The sequence below is a fragment of the Pseudomonas sp. P42 genome (assembly GCF_017973755.1).
In the GTDB taxonomy this organism is placed as follows: domain Bacteria; phylum Pseudomonadota; class Gammaproteobacteria; order Pseudomonadales; family Pseudomonadaceae; genus Aquipseudomonas; species Aquipseudomonas iridis.
The window spans coordinates 697028-717736 of record NZ_JACOPU010000002.1 but is presented as its reverse complement, the minus strand read 5'-3'; the positions used below and the strand labels follow the sequence as shown (position 1 = coordinate 717736).

Sequence of the window (20709 nt, the reverse complement as noted above, 5' to 3'; positions counted from 1 at the left end):
ATCAGGCATCCAGTAGGGCGCGGGCAATGGCTTGCAGTTTACGGGTGAGCGGGCCAACCGGCCAGCTCAGTGCAGCGTAGGCGCGTACCGGCCAGACGCCATATACGCTGTTGCAGACAAACACTTCATCGGCCCATTGCAGCTGTTCCAGGCCGATATCAACGGTTTGGGTGGGGATGGCCAATGACTCGGCCTGAAACAATATTTCCGCGCGCATCACACCGGCGACACCGCAGCGTTTCAGATCGGGCGTGATCAACACACCATCGCGCACCAGAAACACGTTGCTGAACACCCCTTCGATCACTCGACCGGCCTGATCAAGCATCAAGCCCTCAGCGTGCTCGCTGTCTTGCCATTCGGCGCGGGCGAGTACTTGTTCCAGTCGATTGAGGTGTTTGAGTCCGGCAAGCAATGGCTGCCTGGACAGGCGCGTATTGCACGGAAACAGGCGGATGCCATGTTCGGCATGCGCAGCAGGATAAGCCGCCGGCGGATTGCCTTGCAGAATGCGTCGACCCAGCGCCGCAGGGTCAGGCGCGTAACCGCGCAAACCGTCGCCACGGGTGAGGATGAGTTTAAGCACACCCTCGTCCATCGCGGCAGCGTAGCTCAGCAGTTCGTGGCGAATCAGTTCGATATCGGCAGCGATAGCCAGACGCGAGCAGCCATCGGCCAGCCGCGTCATGTGTCGATCAAGCAATACTGGCTGGCCGTCATGCACGGCAATGGTCTCGAACAGACCATCGCCGTAAGCCAGGCCGCGGTCTTTCAGCGACAGAGTGTCAGCCGGTTGACCGTCGACCCAGCTGTCCATCAGCCTGCGAACCGACGGAACGCCAAGGTACCGTTGGTGCCGCCAAAGCCGAAGGAGTTCGACAGCACGACATCGATGTCCATGTTGCGCGCGGTGTGCGGCACGAAATCGAGATCACAGCCTTCGTCCGGCTCATCAAGGTTGATGGTTGGCGGCGCTACCTGGCTGTTGATCGCCAGGATGCTGAAGATCGCCTCGACCGCTCCGGCTGCACCCAGCAGGTGGCCCGTCATGGACTTGGTGGAGCTGACCGCCAGTTTATAGGCGTGCTCACCGAACACCGACCTGATCGCGTTGGCCTCGGCAAGGTCGCCGGCCGGGGTCGAGGTGCCGTGGGCATTGATGTATTGCACTTGATCGGCGTTGATCTTCGCGTCGCGCAAGGCGTTGGTGATGCAGCGAGCTGCACCCGCGCCGTCGGCAGGTGGCGAAGTCATGTGGAACGCATCGCCACTGGTGCCGAAACCGATCAGCTCGGCGTAGATGGTCGCGCCGCGCGCCTTGGCGTGTTCGAGTTCTTCGAGCACCAGTGCACCGGCACCGTCGGACAGTACGAAACCGTCACGACCCTTGTCCCAGGGACGGCTGGCGCGAGTTGGCTCGTCGTTGCGGGTCGACAGCGCACGGGACGCGCCGAAGCCGCCCATGCCCAGACCGCATGCGGCCATTTCGGCACCGCCGGCAATCATCACGTCGGCTTCGTCGTACATGATGTTGCGCGCCGCCATGCCGATGCAGTGCGTACCGGTGGTACACGCTGTAGCAATGGCGTAGTTAGGTCCCTGTGCGCCCAGATGGATGGACAGGAAACCGGAAATCATATTGATGATCGAGCCTGGCACGAAGAATGGCGAGATTCGACGCGGGCCCGTCTCATGCAAAGTACGGCTGGTTTCTTCGATATTGGTCAGACCGCCGATGCCCGAACCCATGGCCACGCCAATGCGCTCGCGGTTGGCGTCAGTGACTTCCAGGCCAGCGTTGCGTACGGCTTGAAAGCCAGCCGCGAGACCGTACTGAATGAACAGGTCGAGCTTGCGCGCTTCCTTGACCGACAGGTATTCCTCGACATTGAAGCCCTTTACCGAGCCGCCAAAGCGGGTGGAATAGGCAGAAAGGTCGGTGTGTTCGATCAGACCAATGCCACTGCGGCCAGCCAGAATGCCCTGCCAACTGCTTGGCACATCCGTGCCCAGTGGCGACAACATACCCATACCGGTGACTACGACGCGTCTACGCGACACAGCACTCTCCTTTTTCAAATGACGACTTTGCATCAGGCCTAAAGAAAAAACCGCACGCCGTGATGGCAGTGCGGTTTTTCCATGACAGCAAGCAACGATTACAAGCTATTAAGCCTGGTGGTTTGTAACGTAATCGATTGCAGCTTGTACAGTAGTGATCTTCTCAGCTTCTTCGTCAGGGATTTCGGTCTCGAATTCCTCTTCCAGAGCCATCACCAGCTCAACGGTGTCAAGGGAGTCGGCACCCAGGTCTTCTACGAAGGAAGCGGTGTTAACCACTTCTTCTTCTTTAACACCCAGTTGCTCGGCAACGATTTTCTTGACGCGCTCTTCGATGGTGCTCATACCTTGTTTTCACTCCTAATGGACAAATTCAGGCAGCTGGCCAGTGGGTAAGTGTATAGAAAGACTTTTCAGTTTTTCAACTGAAAGCTTCACTCCTCAAACCCTGCGGCCCTCTGCCTATAAATAGATTGCAGCTTTATAACGGATTTTAGACAGCTCGTATGACATTTTTTTGAAGCAATCCGTCACATTTTACTTACATGTACATCCCACCGTTCACCGGGATTGTAGCCCCAGTAACGTATGCCGCACCGTCGGATGCAAGAAAAGCGACCACAGACGCGATCTCTTGAGCTTGTCCCAGACGACCCAGCGGAATCTGCGTCTGCAAGGCTTCACGCTGTGCTTCAGGCAGTTCGCGGGTCATATCGGTGTCGATAAACCCTGGGGTTACCGAGTTGACCGTAATCGAACGCGAACCGACTTCACGCGCCATTGCACGGCTGAAACCTTCCAGACCGGCCTTGGCGGCTGCATAGTTTACTTGGCCTGCGTTGCCCATGGCACCCACCACCGAGCCAATACTGATAATTCGACCCCAACGGGCTTTGGTCATGCCGCGCAGAACGCCCTTGGACAGGCGATACAGACTGTTCAGGTTGGTATCGATCACGTCGTACCATTCGTCATCTTTCATGCGCATCATCAGGTTATCGCGGGTGATGCCGGCATTATTGACCAAAATCGCCGGTGCACCGAACTGCTCCTGAATGGTCGCGATCACTTTGCTGACGGATTCGTCGCTGGTGACGTTGAGTTCCAGACCGGTACCCTGAATGCCGTGCTCTTTGAGCGTGGCGGCAATCGCCTCGGCACCCTTGGCGGAGGTTGCGGTACCCACAACGATGGCGCCCTGACGGCCCAGCTCCAGTGCGATAGCCTGGCCGATACCGCGACTTGCACCGGTGACCAGTGCAACTTTACCTTGCAGACTCATGCAAGTTTCTCCTGATTCAGGCCTGCGCTGCACGAGCGGCAGCGAAAGCGTCTGGGGTATTGAGGTTGGAAGTCGAAACGCCTTCGGCGCAACGTTTGTTCAGACCCGCCAGTACTTTGCCCGGGCCACATTCGACCAGATTTGTCGCGCCCTTGGCGGCCAGTGTCTGTACGGACTCGACCCAGCGTACTGGCTTGTAGAGTTGTTCGAGCAGATCACGCTTGAGGGTTTCCAGATCGGCCGGCACTTGTGCACTGACGTTCTGTACCACCGGGATCTGCGGCGCCTGCCAGTTAATGGCGGCTATGGATTCGGCAAAGCGCTCGGCAGCCGGACGCATCAGCTCGCAGTGCGACGGCACGCTCACCGGCAGCGGCAAGGCACGCTTGGCGCCACGCGCCTTGCAGCCCTCAATGGCGCGCTCGACGGCAGCCTTGGCACCGGCCACTACAACCTGGCCCGGGGAGTTGAAGTTGACGGCGCTGACCACTTCGCCCTGTGCCGCTTCAGCACAGGCCGCCAGCACGTCAGCATCTTCCAGACCCAGAATGGCAGCCATGCCGCCCTGCCCGGCCGGAACCGCTTCCTGCATCAGCTGGCCACGGCGCTCAACGAGCTTTACCGCATCAGCCAGACTCAGGCTGCCGGCAGCCACCAGCGCGCTGTATTCACCCAGGCTGTGACCGGCAACAAATGCCGGACGCGCACCACCTTCAGCCAGCCACAGACGCCACAAGGCGATCGATGCGGTCAGAATGGCCGGTTGGGTTTTGTCGGTTTGATTAAGCAGCTCTTCCGGCCCCTGCTGGGTCAGTGCCCACAGGTCATACCCCAGAGCAGCGGAGGCTTCTTGGAAAGTTTCGAGGATCAATGGATGTTGCGCGCCCAGCTCGGCCAGCATGCCGAGGGACTGCGAACCTTGTCCTGGAAAGACGAATGCGAGGGAAGCAGACATGTAACAAGCCCCTAATGATCTTGTCGTCGGAAAATGACGCCCCACTGGGGGACGCAAGAAACTGACAGTTGGATGGCCCTTTGAACCGGGCGGTCACATTTAAGCATTGTCCGACGAAAACGCCTAAGACAACAAATCCTCCAGACGCCCGTGAAGGCGCTCGGGCAGGTTCTCCTGAATCTCGATCAGCGCACGCTGAATCGCACTCTGAAAGCCCTGAACTCCCGCCGAACCGTGGCTTTTCACCACAATGCCCTGCAAGCCAAGAAAGCTTGCGCCATTGTGTCGCGCCGGTGCCAGATCTGCCTGCAAGCGCTTCATCAATGGCAGCGCCAAGGCACCGATTGCGCGCGAAGCCATGTTCTTTTTGAACAGCGCCTCAATGCGCGCAGCAATCATCGTGGCCAGGCCTTCGCTGGACTTGAGCAGAATGTTGCCGACAAACCCGTCGCACACCACCACATCCGCCTCACCGCGATACAGGCCGTCACCCTCGACGAAACCGATGTAGTTAATGCCTCTGGCCGCCTGCAACAGCGTTGCCGCCAACTTGACCTGTTGATTGCCCTTGATGTCTTCGGTGCCGATGTTCAGCAACGCCACCCGAGGGCGAGCAATACCCAGCGTCTGCGCCGCCACCGAGCCCATCACCGCAAACTGCAACAGATGCTCCGCACTGCAATCGACGTTGGCGCCAAGATCAAGCAACTGGCAATAACCTTTCTGCGTCGGAATGGCTGCAACCATCGCGGGACGATCGATACCCGGCAAGGTCTTCAGCACATAGCGCGACAGCGCCATCAACGCTCCGGTATTGCCGGCACTGACACAGGCTTGAGCCTTGCCATCACGCACCAGTTCAAGAGCAACACGCATCGACGAGTCCGGCTTGCCACGCAGGGCCTGAGTCGGTTTTTCGTCCATGGTGATGACTTCGCTGGCCGCCACAATCGTCAGGCGCGCGCGATCGGCAGCCGATTGGCCGTTGATCAATTCTTCGAGAAGGGAGGGTTGACCGACGAGGGTCAGGTGCAGCGAGGGTGTAGCAGACAGGCAAGCAAGGCTGGCCTGAACAATGCTGCGGGGACCGAAGTCCCCGCCCATTGCGTCAATCGCGATGACTTGAGCAGACAAGTGATTACTCGTCAGCGCCCTTGTCGATCACTTTACGGCCACGGTATACGCCTTCTGGCGATACGTGGTGACGCAGGTGAATTTCACCAGTGGTTTTTTCTACAGACAGAGTGCTCGCCGTCAGGGCGTCGTGCGAACGACGCATGTCACGAGCAGAGCGGGATTTTTTGTTCTGCTGAACAGCCATAATTGATTAACTCCTAAACGTTTGGGTCACGCTTTAACTGCGCCAATACACTGAACGGGTTGGACCGCGTTACCTCGTCCTCGCTCGGTTCGGGCTCATCTGACCCCGCCGGCTGCTGGCATTCTTCCGGATGATGAGCAGGCACGATAGGCAAGGCAAGCAAAAGCTCCTCCTCGACCAGTGACTGCAGATCCAATGGATCTTCGCCCAGTTCCAGCACGTCATAACCTTTCGGTAACGACTGGGTATTCGCACCCTCCTTAACCACAGCGTAACTGCATTCGCTGTGGATCGGCAGGGTGACCAGCTCAAGACAACGCTGGCAAACCATTTTGACCTCGGTGTCGATAAAGCTGTGGATTACCACAGATTTACGTTCATCTCGTTCAAAAACGAATTTCGCCTGCACCGTACCGACAGTGTCGGAAAGCGGGTCGCAGAGTCTCTTCAAATCGGCCAGTAGCAGCTCACCTTGGATGGTGGTGCCACGATCAGCCAATTTGCGCGGGTCAACGTGAGGTGGAATCGGGTCATTCAACATAGGCGCAGCATTATAGGGATGCCCCCACCCATGTCAAAGGAAATTGTGCCCTGTCCGTCACTTGCGTGCCTCCGCTAGAATTCACATCTGCCTCAGGAGACGCAAATGCTGCCTTTATTACTTGCTTCAAGCTCGACTTATCGCCGGGAATTGCTCTCCCGCCTGCACCTGCCATTCGTCTGCAGCTCGCCAGATATCGATGAAAGCCACCGTCCCGGCGAACCGGCAATCGAGCTGGTCAAACGTCTTGCCGAACAAAAGGCCCGAGCATTGGCCAACAGCCACCCCGCTCACCTGATTATTGGCTCCGACCAGGTAGCCGTACTCGGCGACCGGATCATCGGCAAGCCGCACACTTTCGACAAGGCCCGCGAGCAACTGATGGCCGCCAGTGGCGCCAGCGTGACTTTTCTCACCGGCCTAGCGCTGCTCAATAGCCAGACAGGGCAATGCCAGGTCGACTGCGTACCGTTCACCGTGCACATGCGCCAGCTCGATCAGGCACGGGTCGAGCGTTACCTGCACATCGAGCAGCCTTACGACTGCGCAGGCAGCTTCAAGGCTGAAGGCCTGGGCGTGAGCCTGTTCCAGTCCACCGAAGGCCCTGACGCTACCAGCCTGATCGGCCTGCCGCTGATTCGCCTGATCGATATGCTGCTACTTGAAGGCGTACAGATTCCTTAAAGCAAAAGATCGCAGCCAGCGGCAGCTCTTACAGGGTTCGCGTCATCGCAAATAATGCGAATGAACATCGAACCTGCAGGCGCTGCCGCAGACTGCGATCTTTTGATCGCTACAACCAATTAACGCAACGATGGCCCGTGGAAACCCATCCACATCGCCAACTGCTCGGCCACACTGGCGCCAAGTTTCTTCGAGAAGCGATCAAACGGCGATTCCTGGACGGTGAAGTCCACCAACTCTTTCTCGCCGACCACATCACGCGCCACCGAACTGGCACTGCCCAGACCATCGATCAAACCCAGCGGCAGCGCCTGCTCGCCAGACCAGACCAGCCCGGAGAACAGCTCCGGATGCTCTTTATCCTTCAGGCGATCGCCACGACCCTGCTTGACGCTGTTGATGAACTGCTTGTGCGTGGTGTCCAGCACACTTTGCCAGAACGCCGTTTCTTCAGGCTTCTGCGGCTGGAACGGATCAAGGAACGATTTGTGCTCGCCAGACGTGTACGTGCGACGCTCGACTCCCAGCTTCTCCATGGTGCCGACAAAGCCGTAACCGGCCGCTGTAACACCAATGGAACCCACAAGACTCGCCTTGTCGGCGTAGATCTGATCCGCAGCGCTGGCGATGTAATACGCACCAGACGCACCGAGATCGGAAATCACCGCATACAGCTTGATCTCGGGGTGCAAGCCACGCAGACGCTTGATCTCGTCATACACATAACCGGACTGCACAGGACTGCCACCCGGACTGTTGATCCGCAGGATGACACCCTTGACCTTCTTGTCCTCGAACGCAGCGCGCAGGCTGCCGACAATGTTGTCGGCACTGGCCGGTTCTTTGTCGGCGATCACGCCTGTGACGTCAATCAGCGCTGTGTAGTTGGTGCTGCGAGTGGCGCTTTTTTCCATGTCCATCAGCGGCGTGAACAGAATCAGCGCGACAAACAGGTAAACAAATGTCAGCAGCTTGAAAAAAATCCCCCAGCGCCGCGAACGACGCTGTTCCTGCACACCCGCCAGAAGGGTCTTTTCCAGCAGCTTCCAGCTCTTCTCGTCACCGTCGTCGGCACTTGCCTTGGCCGGTGCTTTCCATTCGTCGGTCATGCCATCCACCCCAGCAAAAACGTATTAAGCCTGCTGCGCCAGCCAGGCATGCAATTCGGAAAAACGGTCGATCGACAGACGCGGCTCGAACTGCTGCAACGATTCGATCGATTGCGCGCCATAACTGACCGCTACCGAATCCATCCCCGCGTTACGCGCCATCAGCAGATCGAAGGACGAATCCCCGACCATCAGCGCCTGTTCGGCACGCACACCGCAATGAGCAAGTATCTGCTCCAGCATCAGAGGGTGCGGCTTGCTCGCAGTTTCATCGGCCGCGCGGGTAATGTCGAAATACTCTTCCCAGCCATTGGCCTTGAGCACCCGATCCAGTCCTCGCCGATTCTTGCCGGTCGCGACAGCGAGGTGATAACCCTGCTCACGAAAGGACGCCATTGATTCGACGACCCCCTCAAACAGCGGCGAAGGCACAGCCTCTGCCGCAATGTAGTGATCAGCGTAATACTCACGAAACAAGGTCATTTCGGCGTCGCTGATTTCGGGATACAAAGTGCGGATCGCCTCGGGCAAGCCAAGACCGATGATGCCTTTGACGGCAAAATCATCACGCAATTCGAAACCGGAGCGCCCGGACGCCGAATGCATGGCCTCGACGATACGATGAATGGAATCGGCCAGCGTGCCGTCCCAATCGAAAATCAGCAGTTTGTAATCAGATGGGCGCACTCAATCGCTCCACGGTCTTGGCCCACATTTCATCGACCGGCGCCTGCAAGGTCAGCTTGTCGCCATCCGGCAGCGGCACGGTCAGCATGTAAGCATGCAGGAACAGGCGCTTGCCGCCCAGATCTCGGATTTCCTTGGTGAAACCCTCGTCGCCATACTTGCTGTCGCCAGCAATGCAATGCCCGGCATGCAGGGTGTGAACGCGAATCTGGTGGGTGCGACCGGTCACAGGCTTGGCTTCGACCATGGTCGCGAAGTCGCCAAAGCGGCGCAGCACCTTGAACAGGGTCAGGGCTTCTTTGCCTTCTTCATTGACTTCAACCATGCGCTCGCCGGAACGCAAGTTGCTCTTGAGCAATGGTGCGCTGACTTTCTTGATCGAGGTCGCCCAGTTGCCGCGCACCAGCGCCATGTAGCGCTTGTCGATGCCATCGCCGCGTAACTGCTCGTGCAAGTGACGGAGCATGCTGCGCTTCTTGGCAATCATCAGCAGGCCGGAAGTGTCGCGGTCGAGACGGTGAACCAGCTCCAGCTCTTTGGTATCCGGACGCAACTGACGAAAGGCTTCGATCACACCGAAGTTCAAGCCGCTGCCACCGTGAACCGCAATGCCCGCAGGCTTGTTGATCACGATCAGGGCTTTGTCTTCGAAGACAATCGAGGCTTCCAGGCGCTGCAACAGGCCCTGCGCCAGAGGCACCGGCTCGTCACGCTCAGGCACGCGAACGGGCGGAACGCGCACGACATCACCGGCCTGCAGCTTGTATTCGGGCTTGATCCGACCTTTGTTCACACGCACTTCGCCTTTGCGCAAAATGCGGTAAATCAAAGTCTTGGGCACACCTTTGAGCCGGGCGAGGAGAAAATTGTCGATTCGTTGGCCGGCATACTCCGGCGAGACTTCAAGCAGTTGAACGCCTGGAGTCGAAGGGGCAGTAGTTGTCATGGCGCGGATGATAACAATTTTTATGGATTTGAAGCACTTAATCATTGCTGCTATAGTCGCGAACGCCGCCAAAAGCGGCCTGGACAGCGGAACCACGGTCAAAAACCGGCCCTGACCAACGCAATTCACCAGGACGCGAGGCCGTCCTACGGGGCTTTCGCTACGTAACGGTGGAGTTTGCAGTTGTAACAAGCGCAGGTGACATAAGGCCTGAATCACACCGCCGAGCAGAGTTTTTACTCGCCTGGCAGGCAAACATTCAAGGCCAGTTCACAAAGTGCAGTCAGCTGTGAATGACCCCGAGCGCAGGTTTCGGAAACAACGCCTAAATTAGCCATGATGCGTGACCTCCCCTTTCGGAGCTCACGGTAAATGCCAACCCGTTGCGGATTCTGCGCGCGGCAGCACCCGAATTATCAGGGATACGTGTAGGGTGGAGATGCACAACCGCTGGACTGTGTAGCATTAGGCTTTATCAAGACGCTTCATCTCGTCCACAGCCGCTGGTTGATTCCTCCTCCTGACTGAGTGCTTAAGTAGCCACAGCAAGCAGGACGCGTACGTCGCGGTCTCGGCCCAATTGGTCGCAATCGCTAGACACGGGAATGGCCAACCACTCCCGACGCACCTGACACCGACCGTGAGAAGTCGTGTGTGCCGAACGCCGTTTCCGGCAGCCCGGAAACCGACGGTACTACATGAAAAGAATGCTGATTAACGCAACTCAACCCGAAGAGTTGCGTGTTGCACTGGTAGATGGTCAACGCCTCTACGACCTGGACATCGAATCCGGTGCACGCGAGCAGAAAAAAGCCAATATCTATAAAGGCAAGATCACTCGCATCGAACCAAGCCTTGAGGCTGCCTTTGTCGACTTCGGCTCTGAGCGCCACGGCTTCCTGCCCCTCAAAGAAATCTCCCGCGAATACTTCAAGAAAGCCCCTGAAGGCCGCGTCAACATCAAGGACGTCCTGAGCGAAGGCCAGGAAGTCATCGTTCAGGTCGAGAAAGAAGAACGTGGCAACAAGGGCGCAGCCCTGACCACCTTCATCAGCCTGGCCGGTCGTTACCTCGTACTGATGCCGAACAACCCGCGTGCCGGCGGTATCTCCCGTCGCATCGAAGGCGAAGAGCGCAACGAACTGCGTGAAGCGCTGAACGGTCTGGTTGCTCCAGCCGACATGGGTCTGATCGTGCGCACTGCCGGCCTTGGCCGCAGCAGCGAAGAAATGCAGTGGGACCTCGATTACCTGCTGCAACTCTGGACCGCCATCAAAGAAGCCTCGCTGGATCGCGCCGCGCCATTCCTGATCTACCAGGAAAGCAACGTGATCATCCGCGCTATCCGCGATTACTTGCGCCAGGACATCGGCGAAGTGCTGATCGACAGCGTTGAAGCCCAGGACGAAGCCCTGACCTTCATCCGCCAGGTGATGCCGCAGTACGCCAGCAAGATCAAGCTGTACGAAGACAGCGTTCCGCTGTTCAACCGTTTCCAGATCGAAAGCCAGATCGAGACCGCTTTCCAGCGCGTCGTCGAACTGCCTTCCGGCGGCTCCATCGTTATCGATCCGACCGAAGCCCTGGTGTCCATCGACATCAACTCGGCCCGCGCCACCAAAGGCAGCGACATCGAAGAAACCGCCCTGCAGACCAACCTTGAAGCGGCTGAAGAAATCGCCCGTCAGTTGCGCCTGCGCGACATCGGCGGCCTGATCGTCATCGACTTCATCGACATGACCCCTGCCAAGAACCAGCGCGCCGTGGAAGAGAAAGTCCGCGAATGCCTGGAAGCCGACCGCGCTCGCGTGCAGATCGGCCGTATCTCGCGCTTCGGCCTGCTGGAAATGTCCCGTCAGCGCCTGCGTCCATCGCTGGGCGAAAGCAGCGGCATCGTTTGCCCGCGTTGCAACGGCACCGGCATCATCCGCGACGTTGAATCGCTGTCGCTGGCGATCCTGCGCCTGATCGAAGAAGAAGCACTGAAAGACCGCACCGCCGAAGTCCGCGCCCAGGTGCCGATCCCGGTTGCTGCGTTCCTGCTCAACGAAAAACGCAACTCGATCACCAAGATCGAACTGCGCACCCGTGCCCGCATCATCATTCTGCCGAACGATCACCTCGAAACGCCGCACTTCGAAGTTCAGCGTCTGCGTGATGACAGCCCGGAAGCCGCGACCAACCAGTCCAGCTACGAAATCGCTGCAGCCGCTGCCGAAGTCGAAGAAGTCCAGCCAGCCGCTGCGACCCGCACCCTGGTTCGCCAGGAAGCCGCGGTCAAGACTGCTCCGGCTCGCGCCAACGCTCCGGTTCCGACCGAAGTTGCAGCACCTGCCGCACCAGCGCCTGCTCCAGCGGCCATACCAGAACCAAGCCTGTTCAAAGGTCTGGTGAAGTCGCTGGTCAGCCTGTTTGCTACCAAGGAAGAGCCAGCCGCTCCGGTGGTGGTTGAAAAACCGGCCACCGAACGCCCGGCCCGTAACGAAGAGCGTCGCAACGGTCGTCAGCAGAGCCGCAACCGTAACGGTCGCCGCGATGAAGAACGCAAGCCGCGCGAAGAACGCGCACCGCGTGAAGAGCGCGCCCCACGTGAGCCGCGTGAAGAGCGTCAGCCTCGTGAAGCCCGTGAAGTTCGCGAGCCTCGTGAAGCCCGCACCGAAGCGCCAGCCGCCCGCGAAGAACGCGCACCACGCGCCCCGCGTGAAGAGCGTGCACCACGCGCTCCACGTGAAGATCGCAAGCCACGTGGCGAGCGTGAAGAACGTGTTCGTGAACTGCGCGAGCCACTGGATGCCGCTCCAGCTGTAGCCGCAGCCGTGACCGCTGAAGAGCGTCCGGCCCGCCAGCCACGTGAAGAGCGCGCACCGCGTCCACCGCGTGAAGAACGTCAACCGCGCGCCGAGCAGGCAGCTGCTGCCGTTGCCGATGAAGAAGAAGTCATCAGCAACGAAGAGCAACTGCCGGAAGACGGTTCGGAGAGCGCCGAAGGCGATCGCCCACGTCGTCGCTCCCGCGGTCAGCGTCGTCGCAGCAACCGTCGTGAGCGTCAGCGTGATGCCAATGGCAACGTGATCGAAGGTTCGGAAGAGTCCGAGTCCGACGAAAACGCTGAAGGCCCAAGCACTGCCGATCTGGCCGCTGGCCTGGCCGTGACTACCGCCGTTGCCAGCAGCGTCATCAGCGCTCCGGCTGAAGCACAAGCTCACGAGCAAGCCGAACGTGCCACCGCCGCTACTCTGGAAACTGCTCCAGTAGAAGCTCCGGTTGTTGAAGCCACCACTCCAGTGGAAGTGACAGCAGCTCCGGAAGTTGAAGTAGCACCGGTTCGCGAAACCCAGGTTCAGTTTGAAGCTTTTGCTGAACCTGCCGCCGAACCTGCGGTAGTCGTCGAGGCGCCAGTCGTCGCTGCAGAGCCGGTTGTCGAAACCGTCGCTGAAACCGTGACCGAAACCGTGCGTGAAGTTCGCGAAGAGCAGACTGCATTCAACTGGGTAGCTGAGCCTGCCGCCGCTGAAACACCAGCGCCTGCATACGAAGCGCCAGTGGTTGAAGAAGCCAAGGTTGCCGAACCGGCTCCAGCGCCAATCGTTGAAGCGCCAGTCGTCGAGGCTCCAGTGGTTGCCGAAGCACCAGCCCCAGTGGTTGAAACTGCTCCGGTCAGCGCGCTGACGCCAAGCGGCCGCGCGCCGAACGACCCGCGTGAAGTGCGTCGTCGCAAGCGTGAAGAAGAGCGTCTGGCGAAGGAAGCCGAGCTGGCAGCAGCTTCTGCTCCGGTTGTTGCCGAGCCAGTGGTTGAGGCAGCTTCTGCCCCGACTGCCGAAGAAGCTACGGTTGAATCGGTGATCGCTGAAGCGCCACGCTCCGTTCAGGACGCGGCACAGCAACACGAAGAGGCCCAGGAAAAAGAACACGAGCCTAAACCACTCGTCTGATTCCGTAAGCCACTAAAAAGCCCCGCCTGAGCAATCAGGCGGGGCTTTTTTATGCGATCTTTTGACTTCGCTGTTACTTAAATACCAGAGCTTCAGGAACGTCGATATCCCACAACACCCCTGGATCATCCACCAACACTTCCACCACCCTTCCCTGCTTGAACAAAGGCCTGGCTCCGCGATCACCGCTCAACGCCAGCAACCCCGAGCCAAACGAACGTCCAAACCCCACAGGATGCCCAAACTCGCCATCCTGCACCGGCACACTCACCGCATCGTCCACCATCGCCGCCACCACCCGCTCGATACTCGACGGCAAGATAAACGGCATATCTCCCAGCACGATCAGCCAGCCATCAACATCCGGACACGCCGCCACGCCTGAGGCAATGCTGTCGCCCATGCCGGTCGACTCGATCGAGACCACTTCACAGCCATAAGCCTGTGCCATGCGCATCGCCTGCGGTCGCGCTTCAGTCGTCACCAGCACGCGCTTGTCGAGACTGGCCGGCAGGTTCACCAGCACGTGCTCGATCACCGAACGCACGGCGCCATCACGACCAGCGCAGTCGGCCAGCAACTTGTCCTTGTCCGCGCCCACCACTTGGCGAAAGCGGCTGCCCTCGCCTGCTGCCAACACGATCACTGCGATGGAATGACTCATGCGCCCTCCACTGGCTTCTTCTGTTTCAACTCGACCCCGTTCTTGATCGCCACGATCTCCGCGAGCAAGGACAAGGCAATTTCCGCCGGCGAGTGACTACCGATGTGCAGACCGATCGGCCCATGCAAACGCTTGATCGCGTCGACTGACAAGCCTAGCTGAGCGAGATTCTCCCGGCGTTTCTGACTGTTGACCCGCGAACCCAGTGCGCCGACATAAAAGGCCGGCGAATCGAGCGCGGTGAGCAACGCCATGTCATCCAGCCGCGGATCGTGGGTCAGCGCGACAATCGCCGTGCGCTCGTCGGTCTGGATGTTCAGCACCGCATCATCCGGCATACCCGGAACGAAACGACCATGCTGTTCTTCCCAGCCGTAGACGAACTCGGTGCGCGGATCGCAGATCAGCACCTCGAAATCCAGCAGTCGCGCCATGTCCGCCACATACCGCGACAACTGACCGGCGCCGATCAACAGCAGACGCCAGCGCGGGCCGTAAATCGCGCGCAGGGTTTTGCCATCGAACTCCAGCGCGTCGGATTTGCTCGCGGGCGTCAACACCACTTCACCCGTTTCAATGTTCAACTCACGGGCAACGATCTCGTGGGCTTCACATCGCGCAAGCAGTTCGGAGACCCACCCCGGGTCGCCTACCCGCTCTTCTGTCAGGCGCAACGTGCCGCCACACGGCAAACCGAACCGCGCCGCCTCTTCACGCGTGACGCCATAGGTGATCAGTTGCACCGGTGGCCCGTCGGTGGCAATGCGCCCGTCGTGCAGCCGGGCGATCAAGTCATCCTCGACACAGCCGCCGGACACCGAGCCAATTACCACGCCATCCTCGCGCAAGGCGAGCATGGCGCCGGGCGACCGCGGCGCCGTGCCCCAGGTCTGCACCACGCTGAACAGCACCACCCGCTGGCCGGCGCGGCGCCATTCGAGCACGCTGCGCAGGACATTCAGATCGACGCTGTCCATCAGGCCTCAGCCTTCTGCCAGCCCTGCAACTGATAACGCACAGGCAGGTTGCGGATGCGTTTGCCGGTAGCGGCGAAGATCGCATTGCACAGTGCCGGCGCGATCGGCGGTACGCCCGGCTCACCGACGCCGCCCAACGGCACATCGCCCGGTGGCGTGACCAGATGCACGGCAACTTCCTTCGGCGCCAGCGACATGCGCGCCACTTCGTACATATGGAAGTTGTCCTGCTGAACCTTGCCGTCCTTGAAGCTGATTTCACCCAGCACGGCGTTACCCAGGCCCATCACGCAAGCGCCCTCGAACTGCGAGCGAATACGTTCAGGATTGATCTGCGGCCCGCAATCCACGGCGATGTCGGCCTTGTGCACGATCAGCGTGCCATCGTCCTTGACCTCGACTTCAATCACCGCCGCGACGTAAGTGACGAAGCTGTAATGCACCGCCAGCCCCAGGCCACGCCCCTTTGGCAGTTGACGCCCCCAACCGGCTGCCTTCGCTGCGGTTTCCAGCACGGCGCGCATACGACCGGTATCGATCGGATAACGCTCAGGGGATTCGCCGTAGTTCCATTCTTCGCTCAAGGTGCGCGGATCGATCTGCCGGTCCGGGCCAAGCAGCTTGATCTGATATTTGAGCGGATCCACACCGGCCTTGTGCGCCAGTTCATCGACGAAACTCTGGATCGCGAAACCATGAGGAATGTTCGACACCGAGCGATACCAGCCGACCCGTGTGTGCACCCTCGCTTCCGGGTTTTCCAGACGCACATTGGGAATGGCGTAGGCCATGTTGGTGAAGCCCATGCCCAGTTCGAACGCGGCTTCGTGGTTCATGCCCGGCGCAAACAGCGCGGTGATGCTCGGCGCCACGGTGCGATGCAACCAGCCGGACGGCATGCCGTCCTTGCCCACGCCCGCCTTCAGATATTCGGCGGACACGGTATGGAAATACGAGTTGTGCACGTCGTCCTCGCGCGTCCACTGCACCCGCACGGCCTTGCCAGGAAACTCCTTGGCGAGGATCGCCGCTTCAATGACGAAGTCCGGTTTCGACTTGCGCCCGAAACCGCCACCCAGCAGCGTCACATTGACTGTGACGTTATCGAATGGCAGCCCCAGGCGCTCAGCGATGCGTTCACGCGTCACCTGCGGTGCCTGGCTCGGCGCCCATGCCTCGCAAACGCCGTCGTTGAAGCGGGCGATGGCCACCATCGGCTCCATCGGTGCCTGTGCCAGATGCGGCAAATAATAAGAAGCTTCCAGGCTGCTGGCAGCACTGCTCAGCGCCTTGTCGATATCGCCGGTGTTGCGCACCACTTTGCCGGGCTTCAGCGACGCGGCTTCCAGTTCCTTGCGATAAGCGATCGAGTCGTAACTGGCGTTCGGGCCATCGTCCCATTCGATCTTCAGCGCCTCGCGACCCTTGATTGCCGCCCAGGTGTTGCTGGCAACCACGGCCACCCCGCCCAACGGTTGAAACTCCGAAGGCAGTGGACGGCCTTCGATCTGCATGACTTTTAGCACGCCGGGCACTTTCAGCGCCGCGCTGTCATCCACGGATTTGACCTTGCCGCCATACACCGCCGGACGGGCGATGGTCGCGTACAGCATGCCGTCGAAATGCACGTCGGCGCCGTATACCGCGCGGCCTTTGACGATGTCGTCACCGTCGATGGCTTTGCTGCCTTCCTTGCCGATATAGCGAAATTCCGACGGCTGCTTGAGGCGCAGACTGTCGCGCGCCGGTACCGCCAACGCACTGGCCGCAGTGGCGAGCTCGCCATAACCCAGCTCACGCCCGGACGGCTTGTGAATGACTTTATGCAATTGCGCATGGCATTCGCCCACCGGCACTTTCCATTGCGCAGCCGCCGCTTGCTCAAGCATCGTACGGGCTGCCGCGCCGCAACGGCGCATCGGCTCGTACCAGTGACGCATGCTGCGCGAACCATCAGTGTCCTGATTGCCGAAACGCACTTCATCCCCAGGCGCCTGCTGCACTTTGACGTGCGCCCAATCAGCCTCCAGTTCGTCGGCGACAACCATGGTCAGACTGGTGCGCACGCCCTGGCCCATCTCAGACCGGTTACAAACAACAGTCACCGTGCCGTCGGCGGCGATGCTGACGTAGACCTTCGGATCGTCGATCCAGCCGTTGGGCATGCCATCGGCACCGAACTGCTTCGGCTTGTCTTCGGCCAACGCATCCTGCCAACCCCAGCTCGCCGCCAGCACCAATGCACCGGTGGCGGTTGCGCCTTTAAGGAAGCCACGGCGACTGAGATTGCTCAGGGCGAAATCATTTGGCAGGCGGCTCATGCCTTGGCCTCCTTCAGGTGGGTGGAAGCCTGGCGGATCGCGGTTTTGATCCGGTTATAGGTGCCGCAGCGGCAAATGTTGCCGACCATGGCTTCTTCGATCTGCTCGTCGCTCGGGTCGGGATTGGTCTTGAGCAAAGCGGTGGCCGACATGATCTGCCCACCCTGACAAAAGCCGCACTGGGCCACGGCGCTGTCGAGCCAGGCTTGCTGGACGACTTGCCCGACAGGGTCAGCGTGCAGGTTGTCGATAGTAGTGACGTTCTGGCCGACTACCGAGCCGATCGGCGTGATGCAACTGCGCGCCGGCAAACCATCGATATGAATGGTGCAAGCGCCGCACAGGCCCATGCCGCAACCGAATTTGGTGCCGTTGTAACCGGCGACATCACGAATCGCCCACAACAGCGGCATGTCTTCGGTGACATCGAGTGAATGGTCTTGGCCATTGAGTTTCAGGGTAATCATGGGCACGCCCGCATATTTTTGGAGGTTATGGGGTCGAGCAATCTGCCGCCGGAAAGTCAGCGGTGGGTTCGCGCAGATCGACTCAGGCTAATGGGCTCTCTTGTGCCGACGGGAAGGTCTGCACCGGGCCTTTGGTGGAGCAAATGAACAGTATCGTTAGCTCGCTAAGTTAACCCAGGATTAACAAAAAAGCCCTGCTGAGACAGGGCTTTTCAGTTACGAGCTTTTAGCTACAAGCTGCAAGTAAAAGCAGTAGCTGGTTCATGTAGCAGAGATTGTAGCTTGCAGCTCAAAGCTTGAGGCTCGCAGCTGCTTCAATACCGGTTGGGCTCCATTTCCAGTTCGACATTGAAACGTTCGCTAATGTCTTTCTGGATACGCTGCGCCAAGTCGAGCAACTGCAGGCCGGTCGCCGCGCCGTAGTTGACCAGCACCAGCGCCTGCAACTTATGCACGCCGGCATCGGCCTCACGAAAACCTTTCCAGCCGGCACGTTCGATCAGCCAACCGGCGGCGAGTTTCATCTGCCCGTCCGGTTGTGCGTAGGCCACCAGATCCGGATGCTGCTTCTTGATCTGCGCCACCAGCGCTGCCGGCACCAACGGATTCTTGAAAAAGCTGCCGGCATTGCCGAGCACTGCTGGGTCCGGGAGTTTTTCGCTGCGGATGCTGCAGATTGCGTGGCTGACGTCAGTGGGCGTCGGTTGCTCGATACCCTGCTCGGTCAGGCGCTGACGCACAGGGCCGTATTCCAGATGCAGATGCGCGACGCGGTCGAGCGTAAAACGCACCCGCAGGATCAGCCAACGCCCAGGCTGCTGCTTGAACACGCTGTCACGGTAGGCAAAGTTGCATTCTTCGAGGCTGAAATCGCGCAGTTTGCCAGTGTGGCGATCCAGCGCGGTGAGCCCGGCGAACACATCCTTGATCTCGACGCCGTAAGCACCGATGTTTTGCATCGGCGCAGCGCCAACGGTGCCGGGGATCAGACTGAGATTTTCCAGCCCGGATAAACCCTGCGCCAAAGTGTGCTGCACAAAGGGATGCCACGGCTCGCCCGCTTCGGCTTCGAGCACCACGCGACTGCCGTCATCGCTGATCACGCGGATACCGCGTGTGGCCATGCGCAGCACCAGCGCCGCAATGTCAGCGGTCAGCAGCAAGTTGCTGCCGCCACCGATTACCAGCAAAGGCACATCGTGAGACTCGGCATACGCCAGCGCTTCGCGGACATCGGCGTCGCAGTGGGCTTCGGCGAACAGCTGCGCGTGAACGTCCACGCCAAAGCTGTTGAACGGTTTCAGGGAAACCCGGTGTTGCACCAGCAGACTCATAACCGGCCCTTTACTTCGATCAGCAGTTGGTCACAGGCCGCTTCGATCAGATCCAGCACCTGCTCGAAACCCTGGTCGCCGTCGTAATACGGGTCCGGCACTTCATCGACGACACCGGCATAACGACGCAGGAACAGATCCAGCTCGGCCTTGCCAGTGGACGGTTGCAGCGCCTTGAGGTTGCGCAGGTTGCTGTTGTCCATGGCCAGGATCAAATCGTAAGTGGCGAAATCGGCACGGCTGACTTGCTGCGCGCGTTGCGCCGACAAATCATAACCGCGCACCTTGGCCGCCGCCTGGCTGCGCTTGTCAGGCGCGTTGCCGACGTGCCAGTCACCGGTGCCGGCGGAGGCCACTTCGACCTGATCGGCCAGCCCCGCTTGACGCAGTTTGTGGCGCAACACCCCTTCGGCCGTGGGCGAACGGCAAATGTTGCCCAGGCACACAAACAAAACCCGCATCAAGCCTCCAGCAGGCGACGAACGCGCTCAAGGTCTTCGACGGTGTCGACACCGGTCGGCGGCGCGATCAGCGCGTCGGCGACATGAATCCGCACGCCGTGCCACAGGGCACGCAGTTGCTCCAGCGATTCAGTGTTTTCAAGCCAGCACGGGCCCCAACTGACGAAGTCCTGAAGGAATCCGGCGCGGTAGGCATAAATGCCGATGTGGCGACGATACGGTACGCCATCAGGCAATTGCTCACGGCTCTTGGCAAACGCATCGCGCGCCCACGGCAAGGTTGCACGGCTGAAGGTCAGCGCCAGGCCATTAAGGTCGCTGACGACCTTGACCACGTTCGGGTTGAACAGGGTTTCCACATCTTCGATCGGCTCGGCCAGCGTGGCCATGCGCGCTTCGGTGTGGGCCGCGAGGTTGGCGGCGACCTGATCGATCACGCTTGGCGGAATCAGCGGCTCGTCGCCCTGCACATTGACCACGATTGCGTCAGGCTCAAGGCCCAGTTTCGCCGCGACTTCGGCCAGACGATCGGTGCCGGAGTTGTGATCTTCACGGGTCAGCACCACTTCGGCGCCAAAGCTTTTGCAAGCCTCGACGATGCGCGCATCGTCGGTTGCCACGACCACACGAGTGGCGCTGCTTTTGCTCGCCTGTTCCCAGACGTGCTGGATCATCGGCTTGCCGGCAATGTCCAGTAGCGGTTTACCCGGCAGCCGGGTCGAAGCGAAACGCGACGGGATGACAACGGTGAAGGCAGTGGTCATTTATCCAGACGCTCATCGGTGGTCAGGGTGCGGGCTTCACTTTCGAGCATGACCGGGATGCCGTCACGGATCGGGTACGCCAGGCCGGCGCCCTTGCTGATCAGTTCGGTCTTGTCGGCGCTGAGCTTGAGCGGGCCTTTGCAGATAGGGCACGCGAGGATGTCGAGCAATTTGGTGTCCATGAACATTCCCTGGATAAAAGA

The 20709-nt window shown here is 59.8% G+C and carries 21 protein-coding genes; 2 read left to right on the top strand and 19 right to left on the bottom strand.

Annotated features, from left to right (window positions below; all coding sequences use genetic code 11):
• Window position 1: 1 nt before the first annotated feature.
• The 8 genes from pabC to H8B20_RS08185 all read right to left on the bottom strand — a co-directional run bounded on the left by pabC (window position 2) and on the right by H8B20_RS08185 (window position 6160).
• Window positions 2–817, bottom strand: coding sequence for an aminodeoxychorismate lyase (gene pabC / locus H8B20_RS08220; protein ID WP_210622807.1), 816 nt, complete (start codon window positions 815–817; stop codon window positions 2–4).
• On the bottom strand, window positions 817–2061 hold the full coding sequence (fabF, locus tag H8B20_RS08215) for a beta-ketoacyl-ACP synthase II (RefSeq protein WP_042560432.1): 1245 nt from the start codon (window positions 2059–2061) through the stop codon (window positions 817–819). The genes pabC and fabF overlap by 1 nt, the downstream gene beginning before the upstream one ends.
• Before the next feature lie 108 nt (window positions 2062–2169).
• On the bottom strand, window positions 2170–2406 hold the full coding sequence (gene acpP / locus H8B20_RS08210; RefSeq protein ID WP_003442511.1) for an acyl carrier protein: 237 nt from the start codon (window positions 2404–2406) through the stop codon (window positions 2170–2172).
• A gap of 196 nt (window positions 2407–2602) precedes the next feature.
• Window positions 2603–3343, bottom strand: coding sequence for a 3-oxoacyl-ACP reductase FabG (gene fabG / locus H8B20_RS08205; protein ID WP_042560433.1), 741 nt, complete (start codon window positions 3341–3343; stop codon window positions 2603–2605).
• Window positions 3344–3359: 16 nt separating this feature from the next.
• The gene (fabD, locus tag H8B20_RS08200) at window positions 3360–4298 is read right to left on the bottom strand and encodes an ACP S-malonyltransferase (RefSeq protein WP_042560434.1); all 939 of its coding nucleotides are present in this window, start codon (window positions 4296–4298) and stop codon (window positions 3360–3362) included.
• A gap of 123 nt (window positions 4299–4421) precedes the next feature.
• Window positions 4422–5432, bottom strand: coding sequence for a phosphate acyltransferase PlsX (gene plsX, locus H8B20_RS08195; RefSeq protein ID WP_080896053.1), 1011 nt, complete (start codon window positions 5430–5432; stop codon window positions 4422–4424).
• Between the two features lie 4 nt (window positions 5433–5436).
• Complete coding sequence (rpmF, locus tag H8B20_RS08190) at window positions 5437–5619, bottom strand: 50S ribosomal protein L32 (protein WP_008152339.1); 183 nt, start codon at window positions 5617–5619, stop codon at window positions 5437–5439.
• Window positions 5620–5632: 13 nt separating this feature from the next.
• Window positions 5633–6160 (bottom strand): YceD family protein, encoded by a 528-nt coding sequence (locus H8B20_RS08185; RefSeq protein ID WP_042560436.1) that lies wholly within the window; start codon window positions 6158–6160, stop codon window positions 5633–5635.
• Window positions 6161–6265: 105 nt separating this feature from the next.
• Here H8B20_RS08185 and H8B20_RS08180 point away from each other — a divergent pair, with 105 nt between their 5' ends.
• Entirely contained in the window at window positions 6266–6844 is a 579-nt protein-coding gene (locus tag H8B20_RS08180; protein WP_210622806.1) for a Maf family protein, read from the top strand.
• A gap of 119 nt (window positions 6845–6963) precedes the next feature.
• Here H8B20_RS08180 and sppA read toward each other — a convergent pair whose 3' ends face one another.
• Genes sppA through rluC form a run of 3 tightly spaced genes read right to left on the bottom strand, consistent with a single transcriptional unit; the run spans window position 6964 to window position 9586 of the window.
• Window positions 6964–7953: a signal peptide peptidase SppA gene (sppA, locus tag H8B20_RS08175; protein ID WP_210622805.1), complete on the bottom strand. Its 990-nt coding sequence runs from the start codon at window positions 7951–7953 to the stop codon at window positions 6964–6966.
• A 24-nt stretch (window positions 7954–7977) separates the two neighbouring features.
• Window positions 7978–8640: an HAD-IA family hydrolase gene (locus H8B20_RS08170; RefSeq protein ID WP_201231019.1), complete on the bottom strand. Its 663-nt coding sequence runs from the start codon at window positions 8638–8640 to the stop codon at window positions 7978–7980.
• On the bottom strand, window positions 8627–9586 hold the full coding sequence (rluC, locus tag H8B20_RS08165; RefSeq protein WP_042560440.1) for a 23S rRNA pseudouridine(955/2504/2580) synthase RluC: 960 nt from the start codon (window positions 9584–9586) through the stop codon (window positions 8627–8629). The genes H8B20_RS08170 and rluC overlap by 14 nt, the downstream gene beginning before the upstream one ends.
• A 698-nt stretch (window positions 9587–10284) precedes the next feature.
• On the opposite strand from rluC, the gene rne reads away from it, so the two are divergent.
• Window positions 10285–13518, top strand: a complete 3234-nt coding sequence (gene rne, locus H8B20_RS08160; RefSeq protein ID WP_210622804.1) for a ribonuclease E — start codon at window positions 10285–10287, stop codon at window positions 13516–13518.
• A gap of 73 nt (window positions 13519–13591) precedes the next feature.
• Here rne and H8B20_RS08155 read toward each other — a convergent pair whose 3' ends face one another.
• The 8 genes from H8B20_RS08155 to H8B20_RS08120 all read right to left on the bottom strand — a co-directional run bounded on the left by H8B20_RS08155 (window position 13592) and on the right by H8B20_RS08120 (window position 20688).
• Complete coding sequence (locus H8B20_RS08155; protein WP_210622803.1) at window positions 13592–14182, bottom strand: nucleotidyltransferase family protein; 591 nt, start codon at window positions 14180–14182, stop codon at window positions 13592–13594.
• Complete coding sequence (locus tag H8B20_RS08150) at window positions 14179–15159, bottom strand: XdhC family protein (RefSeq protein ID WP_210622802.1); 981 nt, start codon at window positions 15157–15159, stop codon at window positions 14179–14181. The genes H8B20_RS08155 and H8B20_RS08150 overlap by 4 nt, the downstream gene beginning before the upstream one ends.
• Window positions 15159–17480 (bottom strand): xanthine dehydrogenase family protein molybdopterin-binding subunit, encoded by a 2322-nt coding sequence (locus H8B20_RS08145; RefSeq protein ID WP_210622801.1) that lies wholly within the window; start codon window positions 17478–17480, stop codon window positions 15159–15161. Before H8B20_RS08145 ends, H8B20_RS08150 begins: the two co-directional genes overlap by 1 nt.
• On the bottom strand, window positions 17477–17947 hold the full coding sequence (locus tag H8B20_RS08140; protein ID WP_096794874.1) for a (2Fe-2S)-binding protein: 471 nt from the start codon (window positions 17945–17947) through the stop codon (window positions 17477–17479). Before H8B20_RS08140 ends, H8B20_RS08145 begins: the two co-directional genes overlap by 4 nt.
• A 314-nt stretch (window positions 17948–18261) precedes the next feature.
• The gene (murB, locus tag H8B20_RS08135) at window positions 18262–19281 is read right to left on the bottom strand and encodes a UDP-N-acetylmuramate dehydrogenase (RefSeq protein WP_210622800.1); all 1020 of its coding nucleotides are present in this window, start codon (window positions 19279–19281) and stop codon (window positions 18262–18264) included.
• Window positions 19278–19742 carry a low molecular weight protein-tyrosine-phosphatase gene (locus tag H8B20_RS08130; protein WP_047302609.1) on the bottom strand — a complete coding sequence of 155 codons (465 nt, stop codon included), beginning with the start codon at window positions 19740–19742 and terminating at the stop codon, window positions 19278–19280. The genes murB and H8B20_RS08130 overlap by 4 nt, the downstream gene beginning before the upstream one ends.
• The gene (gene kdsB / locus H8B20_RS08125) at window positions 19742–20506 is read right to left on the bottom strand and encodes a 3-deoxy-manno-octulosonate cytidylyltransferase (protein WP_210622799.1); all 765 of its coding nucleotides are present in this window, start codon (window positions 20504–20506) and stop codon (window positions 19742–19744) included. The genes H8B20_RS08130 and kdsB overlap by 1 nt, the downstream gene beginning before the upstream one ends.
• On the bottom strand, window positions 20503–20688 hold the full coding sequence (locus H8B20_RS08120) for a Trm112 family protein (RefSeq protein WP_003174668.1): 186 nt from the start codon (window positions 20686–20688) through the stop codon (window positions 20503–20505). Before H8B20_RS08120 ends, kdsB begins: the two co-directional genes overlap by 4 nt.
• Window positions 20689–20709: the final 21 nt, after the last annotated feature.

What these genes read in the sequence shown, in the direction of transcription:
- acpP (WP_003442511.1), bottom strand. Translation starts at nt 2,406, where the DNA reads ATGAGCACCATCGAAGAGCGCGTCAAGAAAATCGTTGCCGAGCAACTG.
- fabG (WP_042560433.1), bottom strand. Translation starts at nt 3,343, where the DNA reads ATGAGTCTGCAAGGTAAAGTTGCACTGGTCACCGGTGCAAGTCGCGGT.
- kdsB (WP_210622799.1), bottom strand. Translation starts at nt 20,506, where the DNA reads ATGACCACTGCCTTCACCGTTGTCATCCCGTCGCGTTTCGCTTCGACC.
- H8B20_RS08120 (WP_003174668.1), bottom strand. Translation starts at nt 20,688, where the DNA reads ATGGACACCAAATTGCTCGACATCCTCGCGTGCCCTATCTGCAAAGGC.
- rpmF (WP_008152339.1), bottom strand. Translation starts at nt 5,619, where the DNA reads ATGGCTGTTCAGCAGAACAAAAAATCCCGCTCTGCTCGTGACATGCGT.
- H8B20_RS08145 (WP_210622801.1), bottom strand. Translation starts at nt 17,480, where the DNA reads ATGAGCCGCCTGCCAAATGATTTCGCCCTGAGCAATCTCAGTCGCCGT.
- H8B20_RS08155 (WP_210622803.1), bottom strand. Translation starts at nt 14,182, where the DNA reads ATGAGTCATTCCATCGCAGTGATCGTGTTGGCAGCAGGCGAGGGCAGC.
- H8B20_RS08140 (WP_096794874.1), bottom strand. Translation starts at nt 17,947, where the DNA reads ATGATTACCCTGAAACTCAATGGCCAAGACCATTCACTCGATGTCACC.
- H8B20_RS08180 (WP_210622806.1), top strand. Translation starts at nt 6,266, where the DNA reads ATGCTGCCTTTATTACTTGCTTCAAGCTCGACTTATCGCCGGGAATTG.
- fabD (WP_042560434.1), bottom strand. Translation starts at nt 4,298, where the DNA reads ATGTCTGCTTCCCTCGCATTCGTCTTTCCAGGACAAGGTTCGCAGTCC.
- sppA (WP_210622805.1), bottom strand. Translation starts at nt 7,953, where the DNA reads ATGACCGACGAATGGAAAGCACCGGCCAAGGCAAGTGCCGACGACGGT.
- pabC (WP_210622807.1), bottom strand. Translation starts at nt 817, where the DNA reads ATGGACAGCTGGGTCGACGGTCAACCGGCTGACACTCTGTCGCTGAAA.
- H8B20_RS08150 (WP_210622802.1), bottom strand. Translation starts at nt 15,159, where the DNA reads ATGGACAGCGTCGATCTGAATGTCCTGCGCAGCGTGCTCGAATGGCGC.
- H8B20_RS08130 (WP_047302609.1), bottom strand. Translation starts at nt 19,742, where the DNA reads ATGCGGGTTTTGTTTGTGTGCCTGGGCAACATTTGCCGTTCGCCCACG.
- murB (WP_210622800.1), bottom strand. Translation starts at nt 19,281, where the DNA reads ATGAGTCTGCTGGTGCAACACCGGGTTTCCCTGAAACCGTTCAACAGC.
- rne (WP_210622804.1), top strand. Translation starts at nt 10,285, where the DNA reads ATGAAAAGAATGCTGATTAACGCAACTCAACCCGAAGAGTTGCGTGTT.
- rluC (WP_042560440.1), bottom strand. Translation starts at nt 9,586, where the DNA reads ATGACAACTACTGCCCCTTCGACTCCAGGCGTTCAACTGCTTGAAGTC.
- H8B20_RS08185 (WP_042560436.1), bottom strand. Translation starts at nt 6,160, where the DNA reads ATGTTGAATGACCCGATTCCACCTCACGTTGACCCGCGCAAATTGGCT.